The 22227-nt window shown below is 38.4% G+C and carries 23 protein-coding genes; 9 read left to right on the top strand and 14 right to left on the bottom strand.

The window, feature by feature from the left end:
- Positions 1-20: 20 nt before the first annotated feature.
- From BGM26_RS12665 to BGM26_RS12680, 4 genes are read right to left on the bottom strand one after another with little or no spacing between them, the layout of a single operon-like run.
- Positions 21-938, bottom strand: a complete 918-nt coding sequence (locus BGM26_RS12665; RefSeq protein ID WP_217040168.1) for a phytanoyl-CoA dioxygenase family protein — start codon at positions 936-938, stop codon at positions 21-23.
- Positions 939-983: 45 nt separating this feature from the next.
- On the bottom strand, positions 984-1931 hold the full coding sequence (locus tag BGM26_RS12670) for a sugar ABC transporter substrate-binding protein (protein WP_217040169.1): 948 nt from the start codon (positions 1929-1931) through the stop codon (positions 984-986).
- 22 nt (positions 1932-1953) lie between these two features.
- The gene (locus BGM26_RS12675; protein ID WP_254119265.1) at positions 1954-2964 is read right to left on the bottom strand and encodes an ABC transporter permease; all 1011 of its coding nucleotides are present in this window, start codon (positions 2962-2964) and stop codon (positions 1954-1956) included.
- Positions 2961-4496, bottom strand: coding sequence for a sugar ABC transporter ATP-binding protein (locus BGM26_RS12680; protein WP_217040170.1), 1536 nt, complete (start codon positions 4494-4496; stop codon positions 2961-2963). The genes BGM26_RS12675 and BGM26_RS12680 overlap by 4 nt, the downstream gene beginning before the upstream one ends.
- A 522-nt stretch (positions 4497-5018) precedes the next feature.
- On the opposite strand from BGM26_RS12680, the gene BGM26_RS12685 reads away from it, so the two are divergent.
- The gene (locus BGM26_RS12685; protein ID WP_217040171.1) at positions 5019-5915 is read left to right on the top strand and encodes an AraC family transcriptional regulator; all 897 of its coding nucleotides are present in this window, start codon (positions 5019-5021) and stop codon (positions 5913-5915) included.
- A 377-nt stretch (positions 5916-6292) separates the two neighbouring features.
- Here the strand turns inward: BGM26_RS12685 and BGM26_RS12690 are convergent, their stop codons facing one another.
- Positions 6293-7084, bottom strand: a complete 792-nt coding sequence (locus tag BGM26_RS12690; protein ID WP_217040172.1) for an alpha/beta hydrolase family protein — start codon at positions 7082-7084, stop codon at positions 6293-6295.
- 267 nt (positions 7085-7351) lie between these two features.
- Between BGM26_RS12690 and BGM26_RS12695 the strand changes: the two genes are divergently transcribed.
- The 3 genes from BGM26_RS12695 (at position 7352) to BGM26_RS12705 (ending at position 10165) form a co-directional block, all read left to right on the top strand.
- Complete coding sequence (locus tag BGM26_RS12695) at positions 7352-8347, top strand: ABC transporter substrate-binding protein (protein ID WP_217040173.1); 996 nt, start codon at positions 7352-7354, stop codon at positions 8345-8347.
- Between the two features lie 251 nt (positions 8348-8598).
- Positions 8599-9378, top strand: a complete 780-nt coding sequence (locus BGM26_RS12700; protein ID WP_217040174.1) for an ABC transporter ATP-binding protein — start codon at positions 8599-8601, stop codon at positions 9376-9378.
- Positions 9356-10165 (top strand): ABC transporter permease, encoded by an 810-nt coding sequence (locus tag BGM26_RS12705; RefSeq protein WP_254119267.1) that lies wholly within the window; start codon positions 9356-9358, stop codon positions 10163-10165. The genes BGM26_RS12700 and BGM26_RS12705 overlap by 23 nt, the downstream gene beginning before the upstream one ends.
- Before the next feature lie 30 nt (positions 10166-10195).
- Here BGM26_RS12705 and ytkD read toward each other — a convergent pair whose 3' ends face one another.
- Entirely contained in the window at positions 10196-10663 is a 468-nt protein-coding gene (gene ytkD, locus BGM26_RS12710; RefSeq protein WP_217040176.1) for an RNA deprotection pyrophosphohydrolase, read from the bottom strand.
- A gap of 140 nt (positions 10664-10803) precedes the next feature.
- On the opposite strand from ytkD, the gene BGM26_RS12715 reads away from it, so the two are divergent.
- On the top strand, positions 10804-11664 hold the full coding sequence (locus BGM26_RS12715) for a DUF6612 family protein (RefSeq protein WP_367949306.1): 861 nt from the start codon (positions 10804-10806) through the stop codon (positions 11662-11664).
- Between the two features lie 330 nt (positions 11665-11994).
- Here BGM26_RS12715 and BGM26_RS12720 read toward each other — a convergent pair whose 3' ends face one another.
- The gene (locus BGM26_RS12720; protein WP_217040178.1) at positions 11995-12315 is read right to left on the bottom strand and encodes a hydrolase; all 321 of its coding nucleotides are present in this window, start codon (positions 12313-12315) and stop codon (positions 11995-11997) included.
- A gap of 272 nt (positions 12316-12587) precedes the next feature.
- Here BGM26_RS12720 and BGM26_RS12725 point away from each other — a divergent pair, with 272 nt between their 5' ends.
- Complete coding sequence (locus BGM26_RS12725; RefSeq protein WP_217040179.1) at positions 12588-12845, top strand: DUF6154 family protein; 258 nt, start codon at positions 12588-12590, stop codon at positions 12843-12845.
- A 424-nt stretch (positions 12846-13269) separates the two neighbouring features.
- Positions 13270-13437, top strand: coding sequence for a YtzI protein (gene ytzI, locus BGM26_RS12730; protein WP_217040180.1), 168 nt, complete (start codon positions 13270-13272; stop codon positions 13435-13437).
- A gap of 85 nt (positions 13438-13522) precedes the next feature.
- Here ytzI and BGM26_RS12735 read toward each other — a convergent pair whose 3' ends face one another.
- Positions 13523-13996, bottom strand: a complete 474-nt coding sequence (locus BGM26_RS12735) for an S-ribosylhomocysteine lyase (RefSeq protein WP_217040181.1) — start codon at positions 13994-13996, stop codon at positions 13523-13525.
- A 170-nt stretch (positions 13997-14166) separates the two neighbouring features.
- Between BGM26_RS12735 and yidD the strand changes: the two genes are divergently transcribed.
- Positions 14167-14424: a membrane protein insertion efficiency factor YidD gene (gene yidD / locus BGM26_RS12740; protein WP_217040769.1), complete on the top strand. Its 258-nt coding sequence runs from the start codon at positions 14167-14169 to the stop codon at positions 14422-14424.
- Here the strand turns inward: yidD and BGM26_RS12745 are convergent.
- On the bottom strand, positions 14402-14965 hold the full coding sequence (locus BGM26_RS12745) for a beta-class carbonic anhydrase (RefSeq protein WP_217040182.1): 564 nt from the start codon (positions 14963-14965) through the stop codon (positions 14402-14404). The genes yidD and BGM26_RS12745 overlap by 23 nt on opposite strands.
- A gap of 206 nt (positions 14966-15171) precedes the next feature.
- Here BGM26_RS12745 and BGM26_RS12750 point away from each other — a divergent pair, with 206 nt between their 5' ends.
- Positions 15172-15324, top strand: a complete 153-nt coding sequence (locus BGM26_RS12750; RefSeq protein WP_217040183.1) for a DUF1540 domain-containing protein — start codon at positions 15172-15174, stop codon at positions 15322-15324.
- Positions 15325-15472: 148 nt separating this feature from the next.
- Here BGM26_RS12750 and BGM26_RS12755 read toward each other — a convergent pair whose 3' ends face one another.
- From BGM26_RS12755 to BGM26_RS12775, 5 genes are all read right to left on the bottom strand, one after another.
- Positions 15473-16966, bottom strand: a complete 1494-nt coding sequence (locus BGM26_RS12755) for an o-succinylbenzoate--CoA ligase (protein WP_217040184.1) — start codon at positions 16964-16966, stop codon at positions 15473-15475.
- Positions 16967-17193: 227 nt separating this feature from the next.
- The gene (gene menB / locus BGM26_RS12760) at positions 17194-18015 is read right to left on the bottom strand and encodes a 1,4-dihydroxy-2-naphthoyl-CoA synthase (protein WP_217040185.1); all 822 of its coding nucleotides are present in this window, start codon (positions 18013-18015) and stop codon (positions 17194-17196) included.
- Positions 18016-18100: 85 nt separating this feature from the next.
- Entirely contained in the window at positions 18101-18946 is an 846-nt protein-coding gene (gene menH, locus BGM26_RS12765; protein ID WP_217040186.1) for a 2-succinyl-6-hydroxy-2,4-cyclohexadiene-1-carboxylate synthase, read from the bottom strand.
- Complete coding sequence (gene menD, locus BGM26_RS12770; RefSeq protein WP_217040187.1) at positions 18943-20697, bottom strand: 2-succinyl-5-enolpyruvyl-6-hydroxy-3-cyclohexene-1-carboxylic-acid synthase; 1755 nt, start codon at positions 20695-20697, stop codon at positions 18943-18945. The genes menH and menD overlap by 4 nt, the downstream gene beginning before the upstream one ends.
- Positions 20694-22100, bottom strand: a complete 1407-nt coding sequence (locus BGM26_RS12775; RefSeq protein WP_217040188.1) for an isochorismate synthase — start codon at positions 22098-22100, stop codon at positions 20694-20696. Before BGM26_RS12775 ends, menD begins: the two co-directional genes overlap by 4 nt.
- Between the last annotated feature and the right edge of the window lie 127 nt (positions 22101-22227).

Here is a 22227-nt window from a genome sequence, read left to right on the forward strand (position 1 = left end):
TTTTTTCTTTCAATACATTTCTACCATTTTTTCATGCCTAATAATTTTTCACCTAGTTCTGTAAGATTAGCTCTATTATATCTTTCTTGTTCCCAATTACGAGGATCTCCAGGGAAAGCGGCGCCTTCAGGTTTAACTCTTTCACTCCAAGAACCGATTCTCGATTCTCTTAATTGTTCGTTCTCTTCTTGCGCAGGGAACATAGAGATATATTGTGCCAACCGAGGCTTATCAGAATAATTTGGCCGGATGCCATGGGGTTGCATGCTATTGAATATCATTAGATCGCCGGCCTTTGTAACCACTTTAGTAGGGGTAAATCCTGTTGTATCAGGTTTGTATGGATCCCTGTCAGCAGGCTGTGTTTTTACCCATTCATCAAAACTCCTGTAAAGTTCAGGAATACATTGGAATCCGCCCATATCTACATCCGTATCGACTAAAGATAAAACTCCCTGCACGTTCACAGGAATCGGATCTAAGGATGTATCTATATCCCAGTGAATGAATCCTTTATATTCATGGCCAGGCTTGATAGGTAGATTTAAATTGCATCGATCAATACTCGCCCATAATTTTTCTGTTCCCCAAATATCAACAAAAGCATTGTAAACTTTCTCGTGCATGCGATTGTCCCACAAGTACTGATGGTTATATAACTCAACCATTCCGGTATTCATAAGCTCTTTCATTTGCATTTCTCGGCGTGGAGTGGTGTACCAAGTGGAAGGATCTTTAGGGTCCTTTTCTTCAAACTCCCAGATCAAATTCACCAATCGATCGATATGATCTTTTGGAATAGCCTCACGAATGATAACATATCCGTTCTCCTTCCAAAATTTCCAATCTTCTTCACTCAGCACCCTTAACGGTTCATTATTTGCACGTTCATTTAATGATGTGTTAATTTCGAGTATATTATTTAGTTGTTTTTTCATATTAAAATCCTCCCCACTATAATTAACATATTCTCCGATAACCTTTTAATTGAAATCTGATAAATTTTCCTTAGTAATCAATTGGAATGGAATCATGTTATCTTTCTTCACTTCTTCTCCTTTTCCGGCTTTAAATGCAATATCAACTGCTATTTCCCCTTGTGTTTCTACATCTTGAAATACCGTTCCCGAAAGATCTCCTGCTTCGATTGACTTCAGTGCGTCGGGAATCGCATCGATTCCAATAACCTTTGTATCTTTTAATTTACCTGCTGCGCTTAATGCCTTTACTGCCCCTAATGCCATTTCATCGTTTTGAGCTGCGATTGCATCAAGTTTATGTGTTTGTAACCAGTTCTCTGTTAGTGCGAGCGCTTCCTCTCGAGACCAGTTCGCGGTTTGCTCAGCAGCAACTTTAATGTCAGGGTAATTTTCTAAAATTTGATAGTTCCCCTCAGTTCTGTTGATTTCAGCTGAATTTCCATTGGGCCCATGGATAATGGCAATGGTTCCTTTTCCACCTAACACCCCTGCGATATACTCCATCTCTATTTTTCCTGCTTCCACATCGTCGGATCCAACATGTGCTGTCACTTTATCTTGATTGGAAACGACTGCTAGGACGGTAATAAGTGGAATCCCAGCGTTTGCTGCTAGATCAACAACTGGAGCACTGCCATTCCTATCGGCAGGATTTAAGATAATGGCATCGACTTTTTGATTGATTAGATTCTCTACTTGGCTAATTTGATTTTCAGCCTTTCCTTGGCCATCTGATTCTATTAACTTAATCCCTGCTTGTTCAGCATGTTTTCTAATTGAATCCTGCAATGCTACAATATATTCATTTTGTAAATTTTGGTATAAAACCCCGATTTTTATAGTCTTTTCCTTCGAATCCCCCCCTACCTGATCTGTTACTTTACCTGAACATCCGCTTAAGATGGTGGTAACTGATAATAGAATTAAAAATAATACCTTCACACTTTTCATACATTCACTTCCTCCATTTTTATTATTGCTGATTCTTTTTATCAAGTAGAACGGCAATGACAATGATGGCTCCTTTTAAAATTTGCTGATAATAAGAGGAGACATTCAGTAAGTCTAAGCCATTATTCATCACACCTATTATCAAAACACCAATAAGTGTACCGAAGATGCTTCCCACCCCGCCAAACAGACTTGTTCCTCCAATAACTACAGCGGCAATGGCATCCAATTCATACCCCTGGCCCAAAACCGGTGAACCTGACATGATCCGAGACGAGAGAATCATACCGGCGATTCCAGCTAACAATCCTGCAATGGAATACACACTAATTTTGATAAAGGTAACATTTATGCCTGATAGCTTAGCAGATTGCTCATTTCCCCCTGTTGCAAATACATATCGGCCGAATACAGTGAATTTGAGAAGAAAAATGCCGATCAATACGACAACAATAAAGGTTATGACCGGAATTGGCAGATTCAAAAAGGACCCGCTTCCTATATGGTTATAAGCATCACTAAGCCCAATCACAGGTCGGCCATCTGTATAAACCATCGCAAAGCCTCTAGCTGCCGTCATCATTCCTAAGGTTGCAATAAAGGGTGCCACTTTCCATTTAGCAATTAGAACACCATTGATCATTCCGCACGCTAACCCGACAAACATCCCGATCAGAATAGGTATTAAAAGTGAATGACCGCTGTCCACTTGGGCAAAACTTGCAGCAACAACGGCCGACAACGCCATAATCGATCCTACAGAAAGGTCAATCCCTCCAGTTATAATGACGAAGGACATTCCGATCGCAACAATTCCAATAATAGATACTTGCCGTAAAATGTTAATAATATTGGAGGTTGTTAAAAACGATTCCGAGGAAATCGATAGGATAATAAACAAGATGGCAAAAGCAATATAAATCCCGTATTTAGCAAAAAGCTTTCCCACGCTGTCTCTATTCATCTCTGACTTCGAATTTACTAAAGTGCCTATTAGACTATATTTTGCTACTTCTTCTTTTTGAGGATTCATCCGATTTTTTCTCCTTTCTGAGCACCCGCACAGCATGCCATAATTTTCTCTTGATCAAACTCCTCTCTAGTAAACTCCCCGGTCAACCTTCCATTACTTATGACAATGATACGATCACAAATTCCAAACAACTCAGGCATCTCAGAGGAAATGACAATTGTTGATTTCCCTTTATTTGCGTATTCGCTAATGATTTTATATATTTCTGCCTTTGCTCCAATATCTATTCCTCTAGTAGGTTCATCCAATACAAGTATCTCTGGATTATTTAATAGCCATTTGGCAATGACAATCTTTTGCTGATTACCTCCACTTAGATTTTTTACGAGCATATTCCTATTAGGAGTTTTGATCTTTAATGTTTTTATCTGTTCATCTACCTCATGGCATTCCTTTTTTCTTGAAATAATTTTTTTAAAATAAGTGTATTTCGGTAAATTTACTAGACTAATATTATTTTTTACGGATCCTGATAAATTTAAGCCCGTTTGTTTTCTATCTTCAGTTATTAAAGCCATTCCATTATTAATCGCATGTTTTGGATGCTTATGGATTACCCTTTTTTGATTAATATAAATTTCTCCACTATTTGGAGGATGTACACCAAAAATACTCTCTACTATCTCTGTCCTTCCTGCTCCAACAAGTCCGGCAATACCAACAATTTCTCCACGATGAACTCGAAAGGAAATGTTTTCAAAACTTCCCCTTCTAGTAAGATTTTTAACTTCCAAACAAACTTCTTGAGTTTTTGATGATTTCGTTTGATAGACATCCTTTAATTCTCTTCCAACCATTAAGGAAATAAGCAAGTCATTATTTAACTCCGACGCTCTCTTACTATCGATAAAACACCCGTCTCTTAAGATCGTTATTTTATCTGCGATTTTAAAAATCTCGTCCATTTTATGAGAAATATAGATAATTGACTTCCCTTGAGATTTCAGCGCTTTAATGATGTCAAACAACTTTCCAACTTCTCTTTCAGTGATTGCTGAAGTTGGTTCATCCATCACGATGATATCCGAATGATTCGAAACCGCTTTAAGTATTTCTACCATTTGCCTATCTGATACAGAAAGTGAGGACATTTTCTTATCTGGGTCCAAGTGAATATTTAGACGTTGAAATAATTTATAGGCTTTTTCTTTTTGGCTTTTTTTATTAATTACCTTTGTCCATCTATAACAAGGCTCTCTCCCAAGAAAGATATTTTCCGCAATTGTCATTTCGGAAATAAAACTCAGCTCTTGATGAATCATACTAACTCCATAAAGTAACGAATCGCTAGGATTATTGAACTCGACTTTTTTCCCTTTTATAAATATTTCCCCCTCATCCGGCTTATGAATACCTGCAAGGATTTTCATTAGAGTAGATTTTCCAGCTCCATTTTCACCCATGAGTGCATGTACTTCCCCTTTTTTTACGCTAAGGGATATACAATCTAGTGCTTTAACACCAGGGAATGATTTATAAATATTTCTCATTTCAAGGGCATATTCATTCTCCGGTTTGATCAAATTAATCATCCCCCTTATTGTGTTATTAAACTTCCAACTTTATTTAAAATATGAGTCTTCAGAATGAATTTTTAATAATATGATTATTTTGAATATTACTATTCCGGTAGTGTCTATACAATTAACTATCTTGTTTTACTGACCAAAAAACTTAACTATCTTGTTTTTCATAAATTGTATTTAGGAATTAAAAATGTAAATAAAGGGGGTTCATACTGAGAAATGCGAAATTATAGTCCTGAATAATTCAAAAAAAGCGATTAAACTAACCTTTTGTACATAATTTTTAATTTTAACATTAACATATAGACAATTATTTTGATTTACTTAATAATTTGAAATAGTTAAATATATTGTTATAATAAAAATAAATATATACAATCTTGCTATTTGCAAACAATACATTCATGAGTGTCTGCTCTCAACCAAGAATGTAAATGTCGGTCGATTTACTTTCACTGCGCTAGTTTTTTATATCCGTTAACAGCAAAAAACATTAATTAGTTAGAGAAAATATTAATGGAGGGCATGATGAATAACACAATTGATGAAGAGCCTATGAATCTATCCTTAGAGCAGGAATATTTAAACAAACCATTAAAATTCCAGAAACCTCCTGTACTCGTTTATGCCGGACAAGTTGGTGGAAATCCGGATTGGAATTTTCCAAGCCACAAGCATGACGATGTAAGTGAGATCGTCTATATAAGTAAAGGTGAAGGGACTTTTATCATAAATAACGTAACCTACACTGCGAAGGAAGGGGATATTCTTATCTATAATTCGGGGGTTATTCATGAAGAGTATTCGAATCCTAAAAATCCGCTCAATACGTATTTTTGTGGTGTTTCCAATTTATTGATTGATGGTATGAAAGAACTTTGGATTGTTCCTTCAAATATTGAACCAATTATTCGAAAAAATAAATATTCAAATCGAATTGAATCCTATCTTGCGGATATTTTTGAAGAGTCGTCTCTTCAAGCCGCAGAATTCGATATCATTTGTCAAGGGTTAATTTCATCATTAATCGCGTTAATTCATAGAATACTGAAGTTCCAAAGGATTAGGAGTAATTTAGGAGAACCACGAACTCTGGCTTCTCGGATTAAAGAATATATAGATAAAAACTATAAAAAAAACATCACACTAAATGACATTGCTGATGACCTCTACATTAACAAGTATTACCTCTCTCATATTTTTAAAGAAGAAATGAAAAATTCACCTATCAATTACCTAATTAATCGACGAATTGGAGAGGCAAAGAGTTTACTTGTAGCTACGGATTTAAAAGTGTGGGAAATAGCAAGAATTGTCGGTTACGAAAACTCGAACTATTTTACTTTGCTATTCAAAAAAATGACTGGGGAATCACCAAGACAGTTTAAATTAAATCATAAAAAGAAACTGTTTTATCATAAATAAAGGCTGTGTTAGAGAATAATGTTGTAAATGGAGACTAGCGGGTGATTTTGCCGGAGAGAGCCTTTTGAACAAAAACGAGAACCATCTCTCGGAAGGTAAAGCGACCCGCGTGTCTATTAGTAACATTTTTTAAAAAATCGCACATAAATCCCTATTATCGACGCATTACTTTACTTAAACAGATATTATTGGATAATGTTCCAAACTAGACAGGGATTTTATGTCCAATAAAAGGCTCCTTTAATAAATCACATAACCGGTTTGGCTTCATTATAGTGTTGGTTTTGGAGTCTAAGTATTTTCTTATAAACTCAAATGTAACTTTAAACTTTGCGCCTCACTTACCTCTTTTTTTACCATTACATCCTGGTATTTTCCTAATCATTCAGTCTTTTTTTCATCCAGGCTGTTAAGTCACTAACGACTTTCCGGTTGACATCCGGTGGGAAATAGTGGGTAAACGCTTGAAAATACCAGCTTTCCACTTCTTTATTAAGTTCTTTCAATCTTTTCTCAAGACGGTAGGCGTGTTCAACCGAAACATTATCGTCCTTTTCTCCATGGATGATCAAAACAGGCGCATGAAGCTTTTCCAATTGAAAAAGAGGGGTCCGGTACTTATATTGTTCTGGGAACTTAGTCGGTGTCCCGCCAATTACCCTCTTCATCATCCTCCGTAAATCCTTTCGCTCAACATACGTGAGAAACATATCACTGACCCCGCCCCACGAAACAACTGATTTAGCTTCCGGAAACTCGATTGCGGTTAATAAGGCCATCACCCCACCTCTAGAAAATCCGAATATATGGATCCCTTTTACCCGTGGATGTGATTGGAGAATAGTAAAGGCGGAGAAGGCGTCATGCCGATCCTCTCCGGCAAAGTCCTCATTTCCTTCCCCTCCCTGATTTCCTCTATAAAAAGGAGCAAAAACAATAAATCCCTCTGAAGCGAATTGAACGATTCTCGCTGCTCTCACTTTGCCTACATTTTTAATTCCTCCGCGCAGATAAAGAAACCCATCATATATTTCGTCATTCTTTGGCTCAGCCAGCAATCCCTTTACTTTTAAACCGTCCGAGTAATAGGTAACAACTGATAATTCGATATTCGGATTGGGGGAAGGGTATTTCTGCTTGCTGATGATTTCTCCATTCAATCTTTTCATCTCCTTACAAATAAGTTCAATTTAAATTGGCTTTGTCCGATAAACTAATGAATTTGGCCGATAAAAGGTTTCAACTGGCCGATATAATTGCAAAAGTGGCCGATAAATGAGAAAAATTGGCCGATATTATTTTTATCCATGCTAGAACTCGAGTCTTTATTATATATAAATAAGTTTTTCATATAGGCATTCACACATTTTTTGCACATTCATACGATATTCTAGGCTCAAAAAACTGATATATTTTTAAACCAGGAGGTCTTGCTTATGAAAAAATACCTAAGATTTAGCTTTTCCCTATTGTTGATTGCCATTCTTATTATCCCCATTGCTGCATGCAGTAAGGATAAAGTTCAAAATGTCCGAATTGGTGAAGTAACTCGCTCAATCTTCTATGCCCCTCAATATGTTGCGCTTGAGAAAGGTTTTTTTAAAGAGGAAGGGCTTAATGTCGAGCTTACTACAACCGCCGGCGGAGATAAAACAATGACAGCTTTGTTGTCAAATAGTATCGATGTTGCCCTTGTCGGCTCTGAAACATCGATTTATGTTTCTGCACAAGGCTCGAATGATCCGGTAATAAACTTTGCGCAACTTACCCAAACAGACGGCACATTCCTTGTCTCACGTCATAAAATTGAGAACTTCACATGGGATCAGCTAAAAGGCACAACCTTCCTCGGTCAGCGCAAAGGCGGAATGCCACAAATGGCCGGTGAATTCGTATTGAAAAAGCACGGAATTGATCCACATAAAGACTTAAATTTAATCCAGAACATAGATTTTGCTAATATTGCACCTGCCTTCGCATCCGGAACAGGAGAATTTGTCCAACTTTTCGAACCAACTGCAAGTGTTTTTGAAAAGGAAGGAAAAGGATATATCGTTGCCTCTTTTGGAACGGAATCCGGGCACATCCCATATACCTCGTTCATGACAAAACAAAGCTATATTAACAACAATAAAGACACAGTTGAAAAATTTACTCGGGCCATTTATAAAGCCCAGCAATGGGTTGAGACGCACAGTTCAAAAGAAACAGCTGAAGCCATTAAAGGCTATTTCGATAACACGGAAATGGATATTATCGAAATGGTCGTTGGTCGTTACAAAAGCCAAGGCTCATACGCAACCGATCCTATTTTAGATACAGAGGAATGGGATAATCTTCAAAATATCATGAATGAAGCTGGTGAACTTCCTAAGCGAGTAGAATATAGCACGCTCGTGAATACAGAAATCGCCAAAGGGATAATGAAGTAAAAGGTGTCTGTCAAAAAGGTGCCAGGCACCATCCGTGGACACTTCTCATTTATTTACCGTATGGAATGGACAAATAAATAGATTCAACGTGCCATTCGGGCATATGTCGGTAATGCATTATACAAAGATGTTAGGCATTACGCTTATTTGTCCACCTTGCACACACTAATTCACCAATTTGTCCACGAGCGGTGTCAGGCACCTTAAAAAGACACTCCAAAAAAGGCACCCACCATAAAGGAGGGCGAATTATGGATTTCTTAAATGTTGAAGAAATTCACCACACTTATTTCACGAAAGCCTCTGCTGCAACAGCCCTCTCCGATGTTTCGCTTGCGGTCGGGGAAGGGGAGTTTGTTTCCTTCCTCGGACCAAGCGGATGCGGGAAAACTACTTTGCTTACTATAATTGCTGGCTTAATCAAACCGACAGATGGACATATTTCCTTAGAGGGTAAGCCCGTATCAACAGCTGGAAATCGAATGGGATATATGCTTCAGCAGGATTATCTTTTTCCATGGAAAACTATTGAAGAAAATATTCTTCTAGGACTCAAAATAAGCAATCGCCTTGATGATTCAAAAAAAGAGTACACCCTCGATTTGCTAGAAAAAATGGGGCTTAAAGGTGTAGAGAACCAATATCCGAAACAATTGTCTGGCGGAATGCGACAACGAGTAGCCCTTGTAAGGACACTTGCAACCGAGCCGAAGCTACTCATGCTTGACGAGCCTTTTTCCGCTTTAGATTACCAAACAAAATTAAAGCTCGAAGACCTTGTTTCTAATACATTGAAATCGTTTGGGAAGACCGCAATACTCGTAACCCATGATATCGGTGAAGCAATTGCGATGAGTGACCGAATTTTCCTCTTTTCATCAAGTCCTGGTAGGCTTCATAAAACCTTTATCGTGCCAAAGGAATTGCGGAAAGAAACGCCATTTAATGCCCGCAATCACGAAGCATATTCGAGCATTTTTCAAACTGTCTGGAAGGAGTTGGAGTCACTTGAATCTGAAAACAAACATTGAACTCCTTCACCAAAGATATCTTTACTCATTAAATCGCGAGAAAAAATGGGTGCGGTTTTATCAGCTGATTATCTTTCTTGTCTTTTTCTCAGGCTGGGAGCTTGCTAGTCAAAAACAATGGGTTGATCCACTAATTTTCAGTGCGCCATCAAAAGTATGGGAATTATTTTTGAAAAAAATCCAAGATGGAACATTGTTTGTAGACTTAAGCTTCACGTTGTCAGAAACTGTCCTTGGATTTATTTTAGGGACGATATTAGGAACGTTGCTTGCTGCCATTCTATGGTGGTCACCAATGCTCTCAAAAATTTTCGATCCATACTTAGTCATCCTGAACTCCATGCCAAAAGTAGCTCTCGGTCCTATTTTAATCGTAGCTTTAGGTCCAAGTTTTACATCCATCGTTGCCATGGGAGCAATTATTTCGATCATCATCACAACAATTGTTGTATATACATCATTCAAAGAAGTCGATCCAAACTATATAAAGGTTCTCCAAACTTTCAGCGCTAACCGATTTCAAATTTTTAAAGAAGCTGTGTTGCCTGCATCCTTCCCCGTCATCATCTCAACATTAAAAGTAAATGTCGGCTTATCATGGGTTGGAGTGATCGTTGGCGAATTTCTCGTCTCATCAAAAGGCCTCGGGTATATGATCATTTACGGTTTCCAAGTATTTAATTTCACGCTTGTTATGCTATCCCTTATCGTGATTGCCGTGTTTGCCACGGTTATGTACCAGCTTGTGGCGCTTTTAGAAAGAAAACTAATTAAAAACGGTTCATAAGAAAACGGCTGATAAGAATGCCGTTTTTTCTTATTCTAATTCCAGTATTCTATTCATACTTTTTTCGACGACTTGATCTTTCATGATAAAACTATAGTCCTTACCCCATCTTAATTCTAATAAGTTCCCATCAATAAGTACCGGCCCAGCTGTCTCCAAATAATGTTCTTTATCTTCTATTTTATCAACTTGACCAAAGAAAATGGCCTTAACAAAAGTGACGCCATTATTACTCACTTGATATTCGCCAATGAATTGGAGCCTACTGATCGAAGCACCTGTTTCCTCAAACACCTCACGATAGGCTGCATCTTTCAATGTTTCACCACGTTCAACCTTTCCCCCTGGAAATTCCAACCCTCTTTTTTTATGATTTGTCAGTAGCCAATTCTTTCCCATTTTGCAAATGACAAGAACATGCTCAGGCTGTTTGTCAAACGAATTTTTCGCAAAAGACAGGCTGACTATTCCCCCATTTTCATCGAAAAACGTCTCCATACGATCCATCGCTCCTATTTTTGATTCTGTTGTTTATTATACACAAAAGTTTTGCACGTTTAGGGAAAAGTATGAAATTGTGGAAAAATGAAACTTCCATTTGAATATTTCGTATAATTAATTGAATACGACAAAAGGGAGTGTACGTCTTGAAAAAAACGCTATCCGTCCTAACAGGCTTTCTCATGATTTTCATGTTAGCTGCATGTAATCAAACGGCCAAGCCTGTTAATCAATCTGATAAGGAAACCACGGCAGAAAAACCATCTGATTTAACTCTAGAGGAAGTATTAGACAAGTCCACTAAAGCATCCGAAAGCTTGAAGGGTTTTTCTATAAAATTGGATATGACTCAAAATATGAGCTCTGACCAAGAAGAGCAAGATTTGAATACCAAGTCTGTAATTGATATGAACATCGTAACTGAACCGATGGCATTCTATCAAAAAATGACGATGTCAGTGGAAGGTTCGGAAGAAAAGTTTGAAACTGAAAGCTATTTTACAGAAGAGGGAATGTTCTTTTTCGACGCTGCCGGAGCGCAATGGATGAAGTTTCCGAAAGAAATGTCCGACTCCTTGCTGCAGATGTCCGCACAGCAAACGAATCCAGGGGAAGAGTTGAAAAAACTGCAGAAATTCGTGGATGACTTTACTTTTAAGCAAGATCAAAAAAATTATATCCTTAAATTAGAAGCTTCTGGTGAGAAGTTCAACGATTTTATTAAAGAAACTGCTGTTGGAGCCATGCCGCCAGAAATGGCTCAAGACGAACTGTTAAACAATATGAAAATTAATAGTATGGAATACGAAATTCTCGTGGACAAAGAAACATTCTATCCCGTTTCCTTAAATATGGTTATCGATATGGAAATTACTGTCGAAAACCAAACCATTGTCATGAAACAAAAAATGCACGGCCAATACTCCAACCATAACAAGGTTGAAATTATTTCCGTTCCAAAAGAAGTGATTGATACAGCAGTAGAGATGAATATTTAATGAAAACTGCGGAGGACCTCCGCGGTTTTTGTCTTTTGGCTCTTTTGCAATTAAAAATGATAAATAAAGACTAGCGGGGCGATTTTACCTGTAGGGAACCTTTTTTGCGGAGCAAGGCAACTGACTTCAATCACATCATGGCTTAACTTCGATGAGCAACTACGTGTTGCCTTGCGACGAGCTGAACAAAGCTACTTGAATATGCTTTGGCACAGGAGCATTGTTTTTAACCGCTTCTCGGAAGGTAAATCGAACCCGCGTGTATTTCAACAACATTGTGTAACAAAGTCTATCTATTTGAGCAAGTGGCTATTTCATCTTTTAGCCGTCTTATTCATTTTCGAGGATCCCCATACTTTCAATATGGCTTTTTGCCTCGGCATCCCCAAGCTGATAAATCATTCCATACACTTTTTTTAATGTGTTATCATATACATCATTTGATTTGTCATTGTGATATTCTATAAATGGGATATGCGCTCGAACGAAGTTTTGCCAACCTGTTGAATAATTCTGATTGAAATACTCACGCAAAGCAGAGATCTCCTCATTTGTCGCTTTTATTCTAAATTCCCACGGGGAATCTGTGGAACTTTGTGAAATTTCGCCGTTTGCAATCCCAATATAATACGTTTGTTTGTTTCCCGTCATCCTGTCAGCCCCTTTTTTGCCTTGCTTTAGGTTTCATCAACCTTGGGATCATTAACTAATCCCGCAAGAATAATAAAGATCAAACATATCGTCGCCGAAAGCTAAGCGCTTTTCTTTAATACTTATCGTTTCCCATATTTACAATAAAATTATGCGAAATTGCAATCAATATTAGGAAAGATACATATAATATCTTTAATTAGAAGGAATCAACAAGCATCATATAGAAAAAATATTGTAAGCGGATTCAATTACATTTTGGAGGTGATAAGATGAAGATCATTGATGAGCTATACGAACTATATCGAAATAAGCTTACCGGGGATGAAGAAGATATTGATATGCTGGCATTTGCCTTTTTAGAGGAAATGGGCCGGGAGGATTTATTAAGCATCATCCAAGATTTAGATAACCAAGAACTTTATGATTTAATGGGGCTTTATTTAATCGAGAGCTTAAAAGGAAAATTTGCTAATGAAGACTTCAGGCAGCAGCGTAACTCCATTATTCATCAGCGAAATATTCATTAAAATACATATCGACGGGCAAATCAACCCTTTTAAAAAAGATGGCTCATAGCAGGTAAATCTGCGGTGTGTTGAGCCATCTTTTTTGTTAAGGCTGTTTTCGTATACTTTGTTGCTATTTAACCAAGATGTGGTCTAGTTGATTTCCGCTCCAGGAGCTCGCTTTCCGCGGGGCGGGCGGTGAGCCTCCTCGGCGCTCTGCGCCTGTGGGGTCTCACCTGTCCCGCTTCTCCCGCAGGAGTCTCGCACCTTCCGCTTCAATCAACTATATACAAAACCTATTAAAAACAACAATCATTTAGAAAACAGCATTTGTTAATTATTCTTTTTTACTTAGTTATTCAATCTCAAGATTGTGAGAAATTAGAAAACCCCTCATTCCGAGCCATTTTCATGGTAAACTAAGATAGAAAAAGGAGGATTATGCATGTTTGCCATTTTAGTATCGTTCATCATTATTACTATTGTTATCATTTTGTTTGTACTATCAACTTCTAAAGGTTATTCATACAAACATACGGTTGATCCTATAGATGAAAACCTTCATACGAATCACAACCAAAACGAACCGGAAAAAGATGCTGTGGAAAAATAGTAAAGAATTTAGCCCAGATTTTATAAGAAGGATAAAAAAAAGCCATCCAATCGTATTAAAATGGATGGCTTTTTTCGTTTAGTCTTTATGCAAATACTTGCTTTAACTCTTCCTTTGTTTGTTCGAGCCAAAAACGCATTAAACGTTTAGCGCCTTCAAGATCATGGAGCTTTGCCTGGCCACATTGCTTTTCATTGGCGGCAGGAATTTCGGTAATTTCAACTGCAGCCTTCATCGTATCTTCAAGCAAATCAATGATTTCTTCTACCGTTGGCTCACCGCTTACAACTAAATAATAGCCGGTCTGGCAGCCCATTGGCGAAATATCAATTATATCAAAGTGATCAAATTTTTCCGAATGAGCACGAATATTAAAAGCGAGGAGATGTTCTAACGTATGAATGGCATCCGGCTTCATGGCCTGTTTATTGGGCTGACAAAAACGAATGTCGAATTTATTTACAACACCATCTGTACCCACATTATGAACTCCACAGTGTCTTACATATGGCGCTTTTACCGCGTTATGATCTAATTCAAAGCTTTCTACTGAAGGCATATTCTATCACTCCTTTAATCATCTTCTTCTATTGTAACTTAAATTCCGAGTAATTTCATCAACTTTATTAGAAAAACATAATTAACGAATGTTCTTTTTCGACTAATAAAAGATTATATGCTATCTTTTTAGAATAGAGCGCTTCAGAAGAAAGGATTGAAATAATGAACATACTGAAAAAAATTATGATTGGGTTCATTCGCTTTTATCAAATTGTTATTTCGCCTCTTAAACCGCCAACATGCCGATTTTATCCAACATGTTCTCATTATGGGCTGGAATCCGTCAAACGGTTCGGACCATTAAAAGGAGGATGGCTTGCTTTAAGGCGCATTATGAAATGCCACCCCTTTCATCCAGGAGGTTTGGATCCTGTGCCCGAGAATTGGCCTAAAAGAAAAATAGTTAAGCCTGATAACCATCTATAACTAAATCTAATTTTCCGGTACTTGGGTGAATGACTAATCCATGCACAGGAACATCCTTAGGCATTAATGGATGCTTTCTTACCATATGGACACTGTGTTCAACGCTTTCCTTCACATTTTCAAATCCTTTTAGCCAATCATTAAGCTCAATTCCAGAGTAGGTTACTGTATCAAGAGCTTCATCTGATATTCCCCGCTGTCTCATTTTTTCCAAAATGCCATCCGGCTTCATCCCGCTCATCCCGCAATCATGGTGGCCGATGATTAAGACTTCTTCAGCTTGAAGTTGGTAAACAGCAACAAGCAAACTTCTCATGATACTTCCAAATGGATGTGTCACTAATGCTCCTGCATTTTTGACAATCTTTACGTCCCCATTTCTCACATTTAATGCTCTTGGTAGCAGTTCAACCAAACGGGTATCCATGCATGTAAGCAAGACCATGCGTTTATTAGGAAATTTTGTTGTCGCATATTTCTCATATTTTTTTTCAGAAACGAATTCGTGATTGTAATCTAATATTTCCTCTAACAATTTCATCAAATCTACTCCTTTTCCTTTTTATAAAATTAATATAAGAATACATAACTTTAGGAAAACAGACAAATTTAAACCTTTTTCATTAACCTAAAGAGTTCCATCCCTCCCTTCAAATGGAACGAATCATCTAGAACGATATTTCATAACCTAAAAAGGGTGAAAACACCCTGAATTTTATCGAATTACACGAAGGAGTGAAGCCAAAAATGGCAAAGGACGTTTTATGTGAAGTTAATAACTGTACTTTTTGGAAAAATGGAAATAAGTGTTCAGCTGACCAAATTTATGTCGTTAGCCACAAAGGAAACACTGCTGAAAATAGCAAGGAAACCGATTGTCAAACGTTTGAAGCTCACTAATTTTGAGTGACAAAATAAGGGCTCTGTCATAATATTGACAGGGCACCCTTTTATAAGTACTTAATATTACTACTTTCTCTCTCCCACTACGATTTCGGGGACGTATGTACTTAGTTCATAAACGATATTTCAAAAATCTAACTTAGCGTTAACTCTTACCATTTTCAATATATTGTCGAAGTTTTCTCCTTAATATCTTTTTTGATGCATTTCTCGGAATCTCGTCGATCAACATGATTTTCCTAGGCACCTTATACTTCGCCAGTTTTTGCTGACAATATTGAATAATATTATCCTCATTTACTCCATTTTCAGTATGAGCAACAACGAAAGCAACTGGAACTTCTCCCCATTTTTCATCCTTGATACCTATAACACCGGCATCCGCAATGTCTTGATGAGCGACAAGCACCCCCTCAATTTCAGCAGGATATACATTTTCTCCTCCTGAAATGATCAAGTCCGAACGACGGTCTAGTACATATAAAAAGCCATCTTCATCAATAAATCCGATATCTCCTGTTGAAAGCCAACCATTGATTAGTTTTTCGGACGTCTCTTTTTCACGGTTTAGGTAACCGATTGTGACATTCGGGCCTTTAACAACGATTTCCCCCTCCTCTTTTGCCTTTACTTCCACACCGTTTTGGCCAACAATTTTTAGTTGTGAGGGAAATAGAGCCTTTCCAGCAGAACCTAGTTTACTAAAGCTATACTCGGGTGAGAGGGTTACAATTTGAGATGAGGTTTCGGTCATTCCATATGTTTGATAGATCGGAATTTGTTTCGACTTGCATTTTTCAAGCAAAGTTTTCGATGCAGGGCCACCCCCTAAAAGCATACAGCGAAATTCGCTTGGAAGCCCGCTATCATCTAAAGTCTCTTCTATTCGCGTTAGCATTGTACTGACAACAGACATAATTGTCACTTTTTCATTACGAATGGTTTCAACCGCCTTCATTTCATTAAAGGAATCTAGTATCACCATCTTCATTCCGTAAATGACACTACGCATCAGAATCGAATAGCCGCTAATATGAAATAATGGCACCGCGCACAGCCAGCAATCTCTCTCAGTCAGCCCTAGATTAAGGGCGGAACCAATCGCACTCCACCAATGATTGCCGTATGTTTGGAGAACCCCTTTTGGATGGCCCGTTGTCCCCGATGTATACATGACTGTACACACCTCATCAAGGCTTATTTCATCAACGATTGGTAGTTCAAAAAAGGGAGAATCAAATAAAGCTTCTTTTTCTACGGCAACAAGATCAGGGATGGCATCTTTTAACTCCACACTGATTAATGAAAAATCATTCTCTGTTATTAAAAATTTCGCTTTCGAATCATTCATTTGCCAGATCAGCTCTTCGGCCGTTAAACGATTATTTAAAATGACAGCTCTGACACCCAGCAGTTGCAAGGCAAGAAAAATAAACGCCGAATCCGCATGATTCTTAAGCAATACCCCTGTGTACTGTCCCTTTGCCAAACCGTAGCCCGATAATTGCCCGGCAATCCGGAAGGCCCTTTCATTAACTTCAGAAAAAGTATAGGTAGTCTCCTCAAAATGGATCGCAGGTCTGTCTGGAGTCAAAAATGCTCTCTTTTTGATAAAATTCGGCATAAATTGATCAGCCATTTTCTCACCTCTTTTATTTAGAAACCTGTTTCTCAAATGATCGAATATTTTTTTGGTTTATATGACAATTTCAACCTTTTATCAGCCAGTTTTTCAATTTATCGGCCAATTTCAACCTTTTATCTGCCAAAGGCCAATTTCCTTTATTAAGATAAAAACAGCCTGATGGAGATGTCCATCAAGCTGAATAGATTAATAATACATAAAAAAACTGTTTTTACTCTAAATCAAGGGAAACGAGGGAATTGACCAAAATCAGGCTTGCGTTTCTCTTTAAAGGAATCGCGTCCTTCCTTTGCTTCGTCCGTTGTATAGTATAGTAATGTCGCATCACCTGCGAATTGCTGTATACCTGCAAGACCGTCTGTATCTGCATTAAATGCAGCTTTTAAGAAGCGAAGAGCTGTTGGGCTCTTTTCTAGAATTTCTTCACACCATTGAATCGTTTCCTCTTCCACTTTTTCCAGCGGAACAACTGTATTGACAAGACCCATATCCAATGCTTCCTGGGCATTATACTGACGGCATAGGAACCAAATTTCACGGGCTTTTTTATGACCGACAATTCTCGCTAAATAGCCAGAGCCATAGCCAGCATCAAAGCTGCCTACTTTCGGGCCAGTTTGACCAAATACCGCATTATCGGCAGCAATCGTCAAATCACAAACGATATGAAGGACATGACCTCCCCCAATCGCATATCCTTTGACCATTGCAATAACCGGCTTCGGAATGACACGGATTAAGCGCTGCAAATCTAATACGTTCAAACGTGGAATTTGATCTTCCCCAACATATCCGCCATGACCGCGGACGGACTGATCTCCACCTGAGCAAAATGCTTTATCTCCAGCGCCTGTTAAAACAATTACCCCAACATTCGCATCATCTCTTGCATATGCAAAAGCATCAATTAATTCAGAAACTGTTCTCGGGGTAAATGCATTATGCTTTTCTGGGCGATTAATTGTAATTTTTGCAATTCCGTTGTATGTTTCATAAATAATTTCTTCGTACTTGCGTCCTGCAATCCATTCTACTGCTGACATACGGAATCCTCCTTTATTTTATGTATTTGGTGATCGGTAAACCACCAATCGGTTTATGAGACAAAAAGGTCCGTTTGACTCATATTTACTGCCTGATCTTAAAATTCTCTCCATCATCATTCGACAAGAATTCACTTACTATTGTACCAAATATTTCTGGATTCTCCACATGAATTGCATGCCCACAATCTGTGATTGAAACCCATTCACCTTTTTTCAGTTTTTCGATCATTTTATCCGCTATTCGACAAAATTTTTCATCCAGACTGCCTGTTATTAATAAAGTAGGGATGTTCAATTGATCAAGCTCTTCCCAAAATGATGGCTGAGAGCCTGTTCCCATTCCTTTTAGACTATTGATTAATCCTACTTGTGAATTATTTAAGCGCTGCATTCTAATTTTCTTGCGAAGATTTTCTGGAAGCCTTTTCTGGCTTTGAAAAAGAGGGATGTTCTCCCAATATTCAACAAAACCATTTACACCGTACTCCTGAATCCGCCATGCCAATTGTTCATCCTGTATCCGTCTTGCTTCTCTTTCTCTTTCCGTTTCAAGTCCGGGAGAAGAACTTTCGAGAATTAGCTTTCTTACCATTTTCGGAAATTTTAACGCAAAGGTAATGGCTAATCTTCCGCCCATAGAATAGCCAAGGAGATCCGTTTGTTCAATTCCCATTTCTTTCAATAGCTTATGTAAATCGCTAGCCATAGATTCAATATCATATCTTGATTCATCTAAAGGAGAGTCTGTTTTCCCGTGACCGATAATATCAACCGTAATCGTATTCGAATGACGTTTCCATTGCGGTTCAAATTCCCTCCATGCAGCACTGTCACCGGTAAAACCATGGAGCAGCAACAATGGGGAATCAAGTGATTGAGAGCTCCATTTATCGACATGATAACGAATGCCGTCGATGTCAAAATTCATCGATACTTCTCTTCCAACGTTCGACTTATTTCCCGGGAAACCGTCTGCCACAATTCACGATGCTCGGTTATATTCTGATTCCTATTTGTCGTTATTTCCATCACCTTTAAGCCAGGATTCTCCAAATTCCGCAAAAATACGGAGGTAAAATGGTCCCAATCTGAAATTAAGTCATACTGACCGCCAAACATTTGAACTGCAGGTTGGAAATCTAAATCTAACGGCGTTCCAAAAAGCCTTTCAAAGTTTTTCGGGTGGCTCGCCTGTGGGAGAAAGGAAAAAATTCCTCCGCCATTATTATTAATTAAAATAATATTAATATTGATCCCATATAACTTAGCAGCAATTAACCCATTTAAATCATGGAAGAATGTTAAGTCACCCAGCACTAAAAAAAGAGGCTGAGATTTTGTTCCCGCTCCTAAAGCGGTTGAAATGACGCCGTCAATTCCGTTTGCCCCCCGGTTCGCCATAATTCGAATTGATTTCTCATTATAATGGAAAAATGTGTCTAAATCCCTTATCGGCATACTATTGCCAACAAACAATGTCGAACCTTCGGGAAGTCTTTCAGCCAGCTGGTGGAATAACTTCCCCTCACTTAAAACATTCAACTCATTCATTTTTGCTAAATGACGGCGAGTTAACTGATTGATTTCATCCCATTGTTCAAAATAGCGATCATCATTTTCAACCTGGATAAACGGAATAACTGAATGACAGAACGTTGTTTCATGGCAATAAATCATTTCGGATGAACCCATTCCAGGGTCTCTCCAACCGCCGCCACCGTCAATCACAAATTGGCGGACATCATGGTTCTCCTTCAGATAAACCGATAACGATTTGGATACAGGCATGCCTCCAAAACGGATAATAAGATCGGGCTTCAAATATTGCTTTGCATCTTCATTTTTCAAAAAAGTATCATATGTATCAATAATCCGACTGCCGCTATGCTTACCGCTTCTTAACTGGGATAGCGGGTCGGCAAGGATCGGAAACTGCAGCTTCTCAGCTAGACTTGTTACTGCACTTAAAAATTCGTCCGTTTCAATTGGTCCGCAAACAATAATTCCTCGCTTATATGCGCCGATGCTCTCTCCTATTTCCTGATACACTTCATCTTTAAGCGCTAATTCGCCAAGCTGGATATTCACATATCCGCTTGAACGCTCACTCAACACAAATAAATCATCCCTATCCAATTGAGGCACTAACGGTTCCCGGAATGGGAAATTTAAATGGACAGGGCCTGCCGGAGAACGCTGAGCTTCAGCAGCTGCCCGTGCACAAACCGTACGGGCATAACGAATCATTTCTTCGGACTTTTCAGGCGGGGCCATTTCAACAAACCACTTAACGTGATTGCCATATAAATGAATTTGGTCTATCGCTTGCGGTGCGCCAACATCTCTTAATTCATGGGGCCGGTCTGCGGTTAAAACGATTAATGGAACCCTTGAGTAATTCGCTTCCACAATAGCTGGGAAATAGTTTGCTGCAGCTGTACCTGATGTACAAAGAATAGCTGCTGGCTTTCTTGAGGCCTTCGCTATTCCTAACGCAAAAAAGGCAGCCGAACGCTCATCTACATGAATATGCACACGAAGTTCTGGATGCTCTGCCATTACCATTGCCATCGGGGTAGATCTTGATCCAGGACTAACAACAACATCCTCTACCCCGTTTTTCACTAATTCTGAAACAAATGCGGCGATATAAGAGGTTAAAGCCTCTTGATGATTCATTGATTTATACCCCCAAGTGCCGTCAGCATCGGTCGGAATTTAATTTTTGTTTCTACGTATTCACTCTCTGCATTAGAATCCTCAACAACACCGCATCCCGCAAATATAGATGCCTCATGTCCCTGAATGAGACCTGACCGGATCGATACGACAAATTCTCCATTTCCCTTATAATCCATCCAGCCTAATGGAGCACCATAAAAACCTCGATCCAATTCTTCTACTTCCCTGATTTTCTCTACAGCCTTATTTTTAGGAAGCCCTCCCAATGCCGGGGTTGGGTGAAGACGGTCAACTAATAATAGCAACGATGTATGTTCTTTCGCTCTTCCAATTACAGGTGTATACAGATGCTGAATATCTCTCATTTTCATTAATTGCGGCTGATCGGCAAGTGTAACTTCTTCAGAAGCATCTTCCATTGCAGCTTTAATCATATCAACCACATATTGATGTTCAACTAAGTTTTTTTCATCATTAAGCAATGTTTCTCCAAGGAGATGATCATCTTCAACTGTTTTCCCCCGTGCAATGGATCCAGCCAGACAAGTTGTAAACAGTGTATTTTCATCTTTTTTTACTAAACGTTCTGGCGATGCACCAATAAAGCAATCCCCATTTGATTCAAAAGCAAAAATGAAGCTTTCTCTTTGTAATTTCAAAAGTTGTGAGAGAACCATTTCGATTTGTACTGGCTGATCAAAAAACAACCTTGATTCTCTTGCTAAAACAACCTTTTTTAAAGGGTTATCCTTTAATTCTTCTATAATGGTATTTACCGTATTCATCCATTGTTCTGGATTCACTTCTATTTCTTTCAAAAGAGTATGATTTCCTACGCAAGTACTCTCCACAATAGAAGACAAAATAGCATTTCTTTCCGCCCCTACCTTCTCAATGAGCGTCCGATCATCATGCTGAGTGCAGACTACATTTGTTGTCAAATAGGCTTGACCCTCGATTTCACTAAGCATAAACTTTGGAATATGAAATAAGGAATCATCATACTTCGACCATAGCTTCGTTTTCTTTTTATATGGATCAAAAGAAAAGCCGCCAAACATTAAAGGACCAATTCCGTTTATATGATACTTGTTATAGACAATTGCATCTTTGGTAAAGCGTCTCCACTCTTCTTCAATATAAGTAAAGCGGTCAATAGCCAAATCTGTTTGAATTTGTTTGCAAATTCCGAGTCCAATAATAAAAGTTTCATCTGCAGGGTCCTTCCAAAAAAATCGCTCGCCAAAAAACGTGGCTCGTCCCGCAGAGAAAAAAGAAAGGGGATCAATATGATTAATTTGCTGAACTTCACTTACTAAAATAGGCTTAGATAAAGCCTTTGCCCGTTCAATTGCTTCAAGGATCCCTTCTTTTAGTTCCGTTTCTTGTATCGTAACCAAAAAAACCCCTCCAATAACAGTCAGTTGACTATTATCCTTCGTCTAAACATAATTTTAACATACACCTCTTTCCATCCATATGTCAATAATGGTCATTAGTATACCGGTTTTTCCCTTCATTTTCCCG

It is taken from the genome of Bacillus sp. FJAT-29790 (genome assembly GCF_019039215.1).
Lineage (GTDB): Bacteria > Bacillota > Bacilli > Bacillales > Cytobacillaceae > Cytobacillus.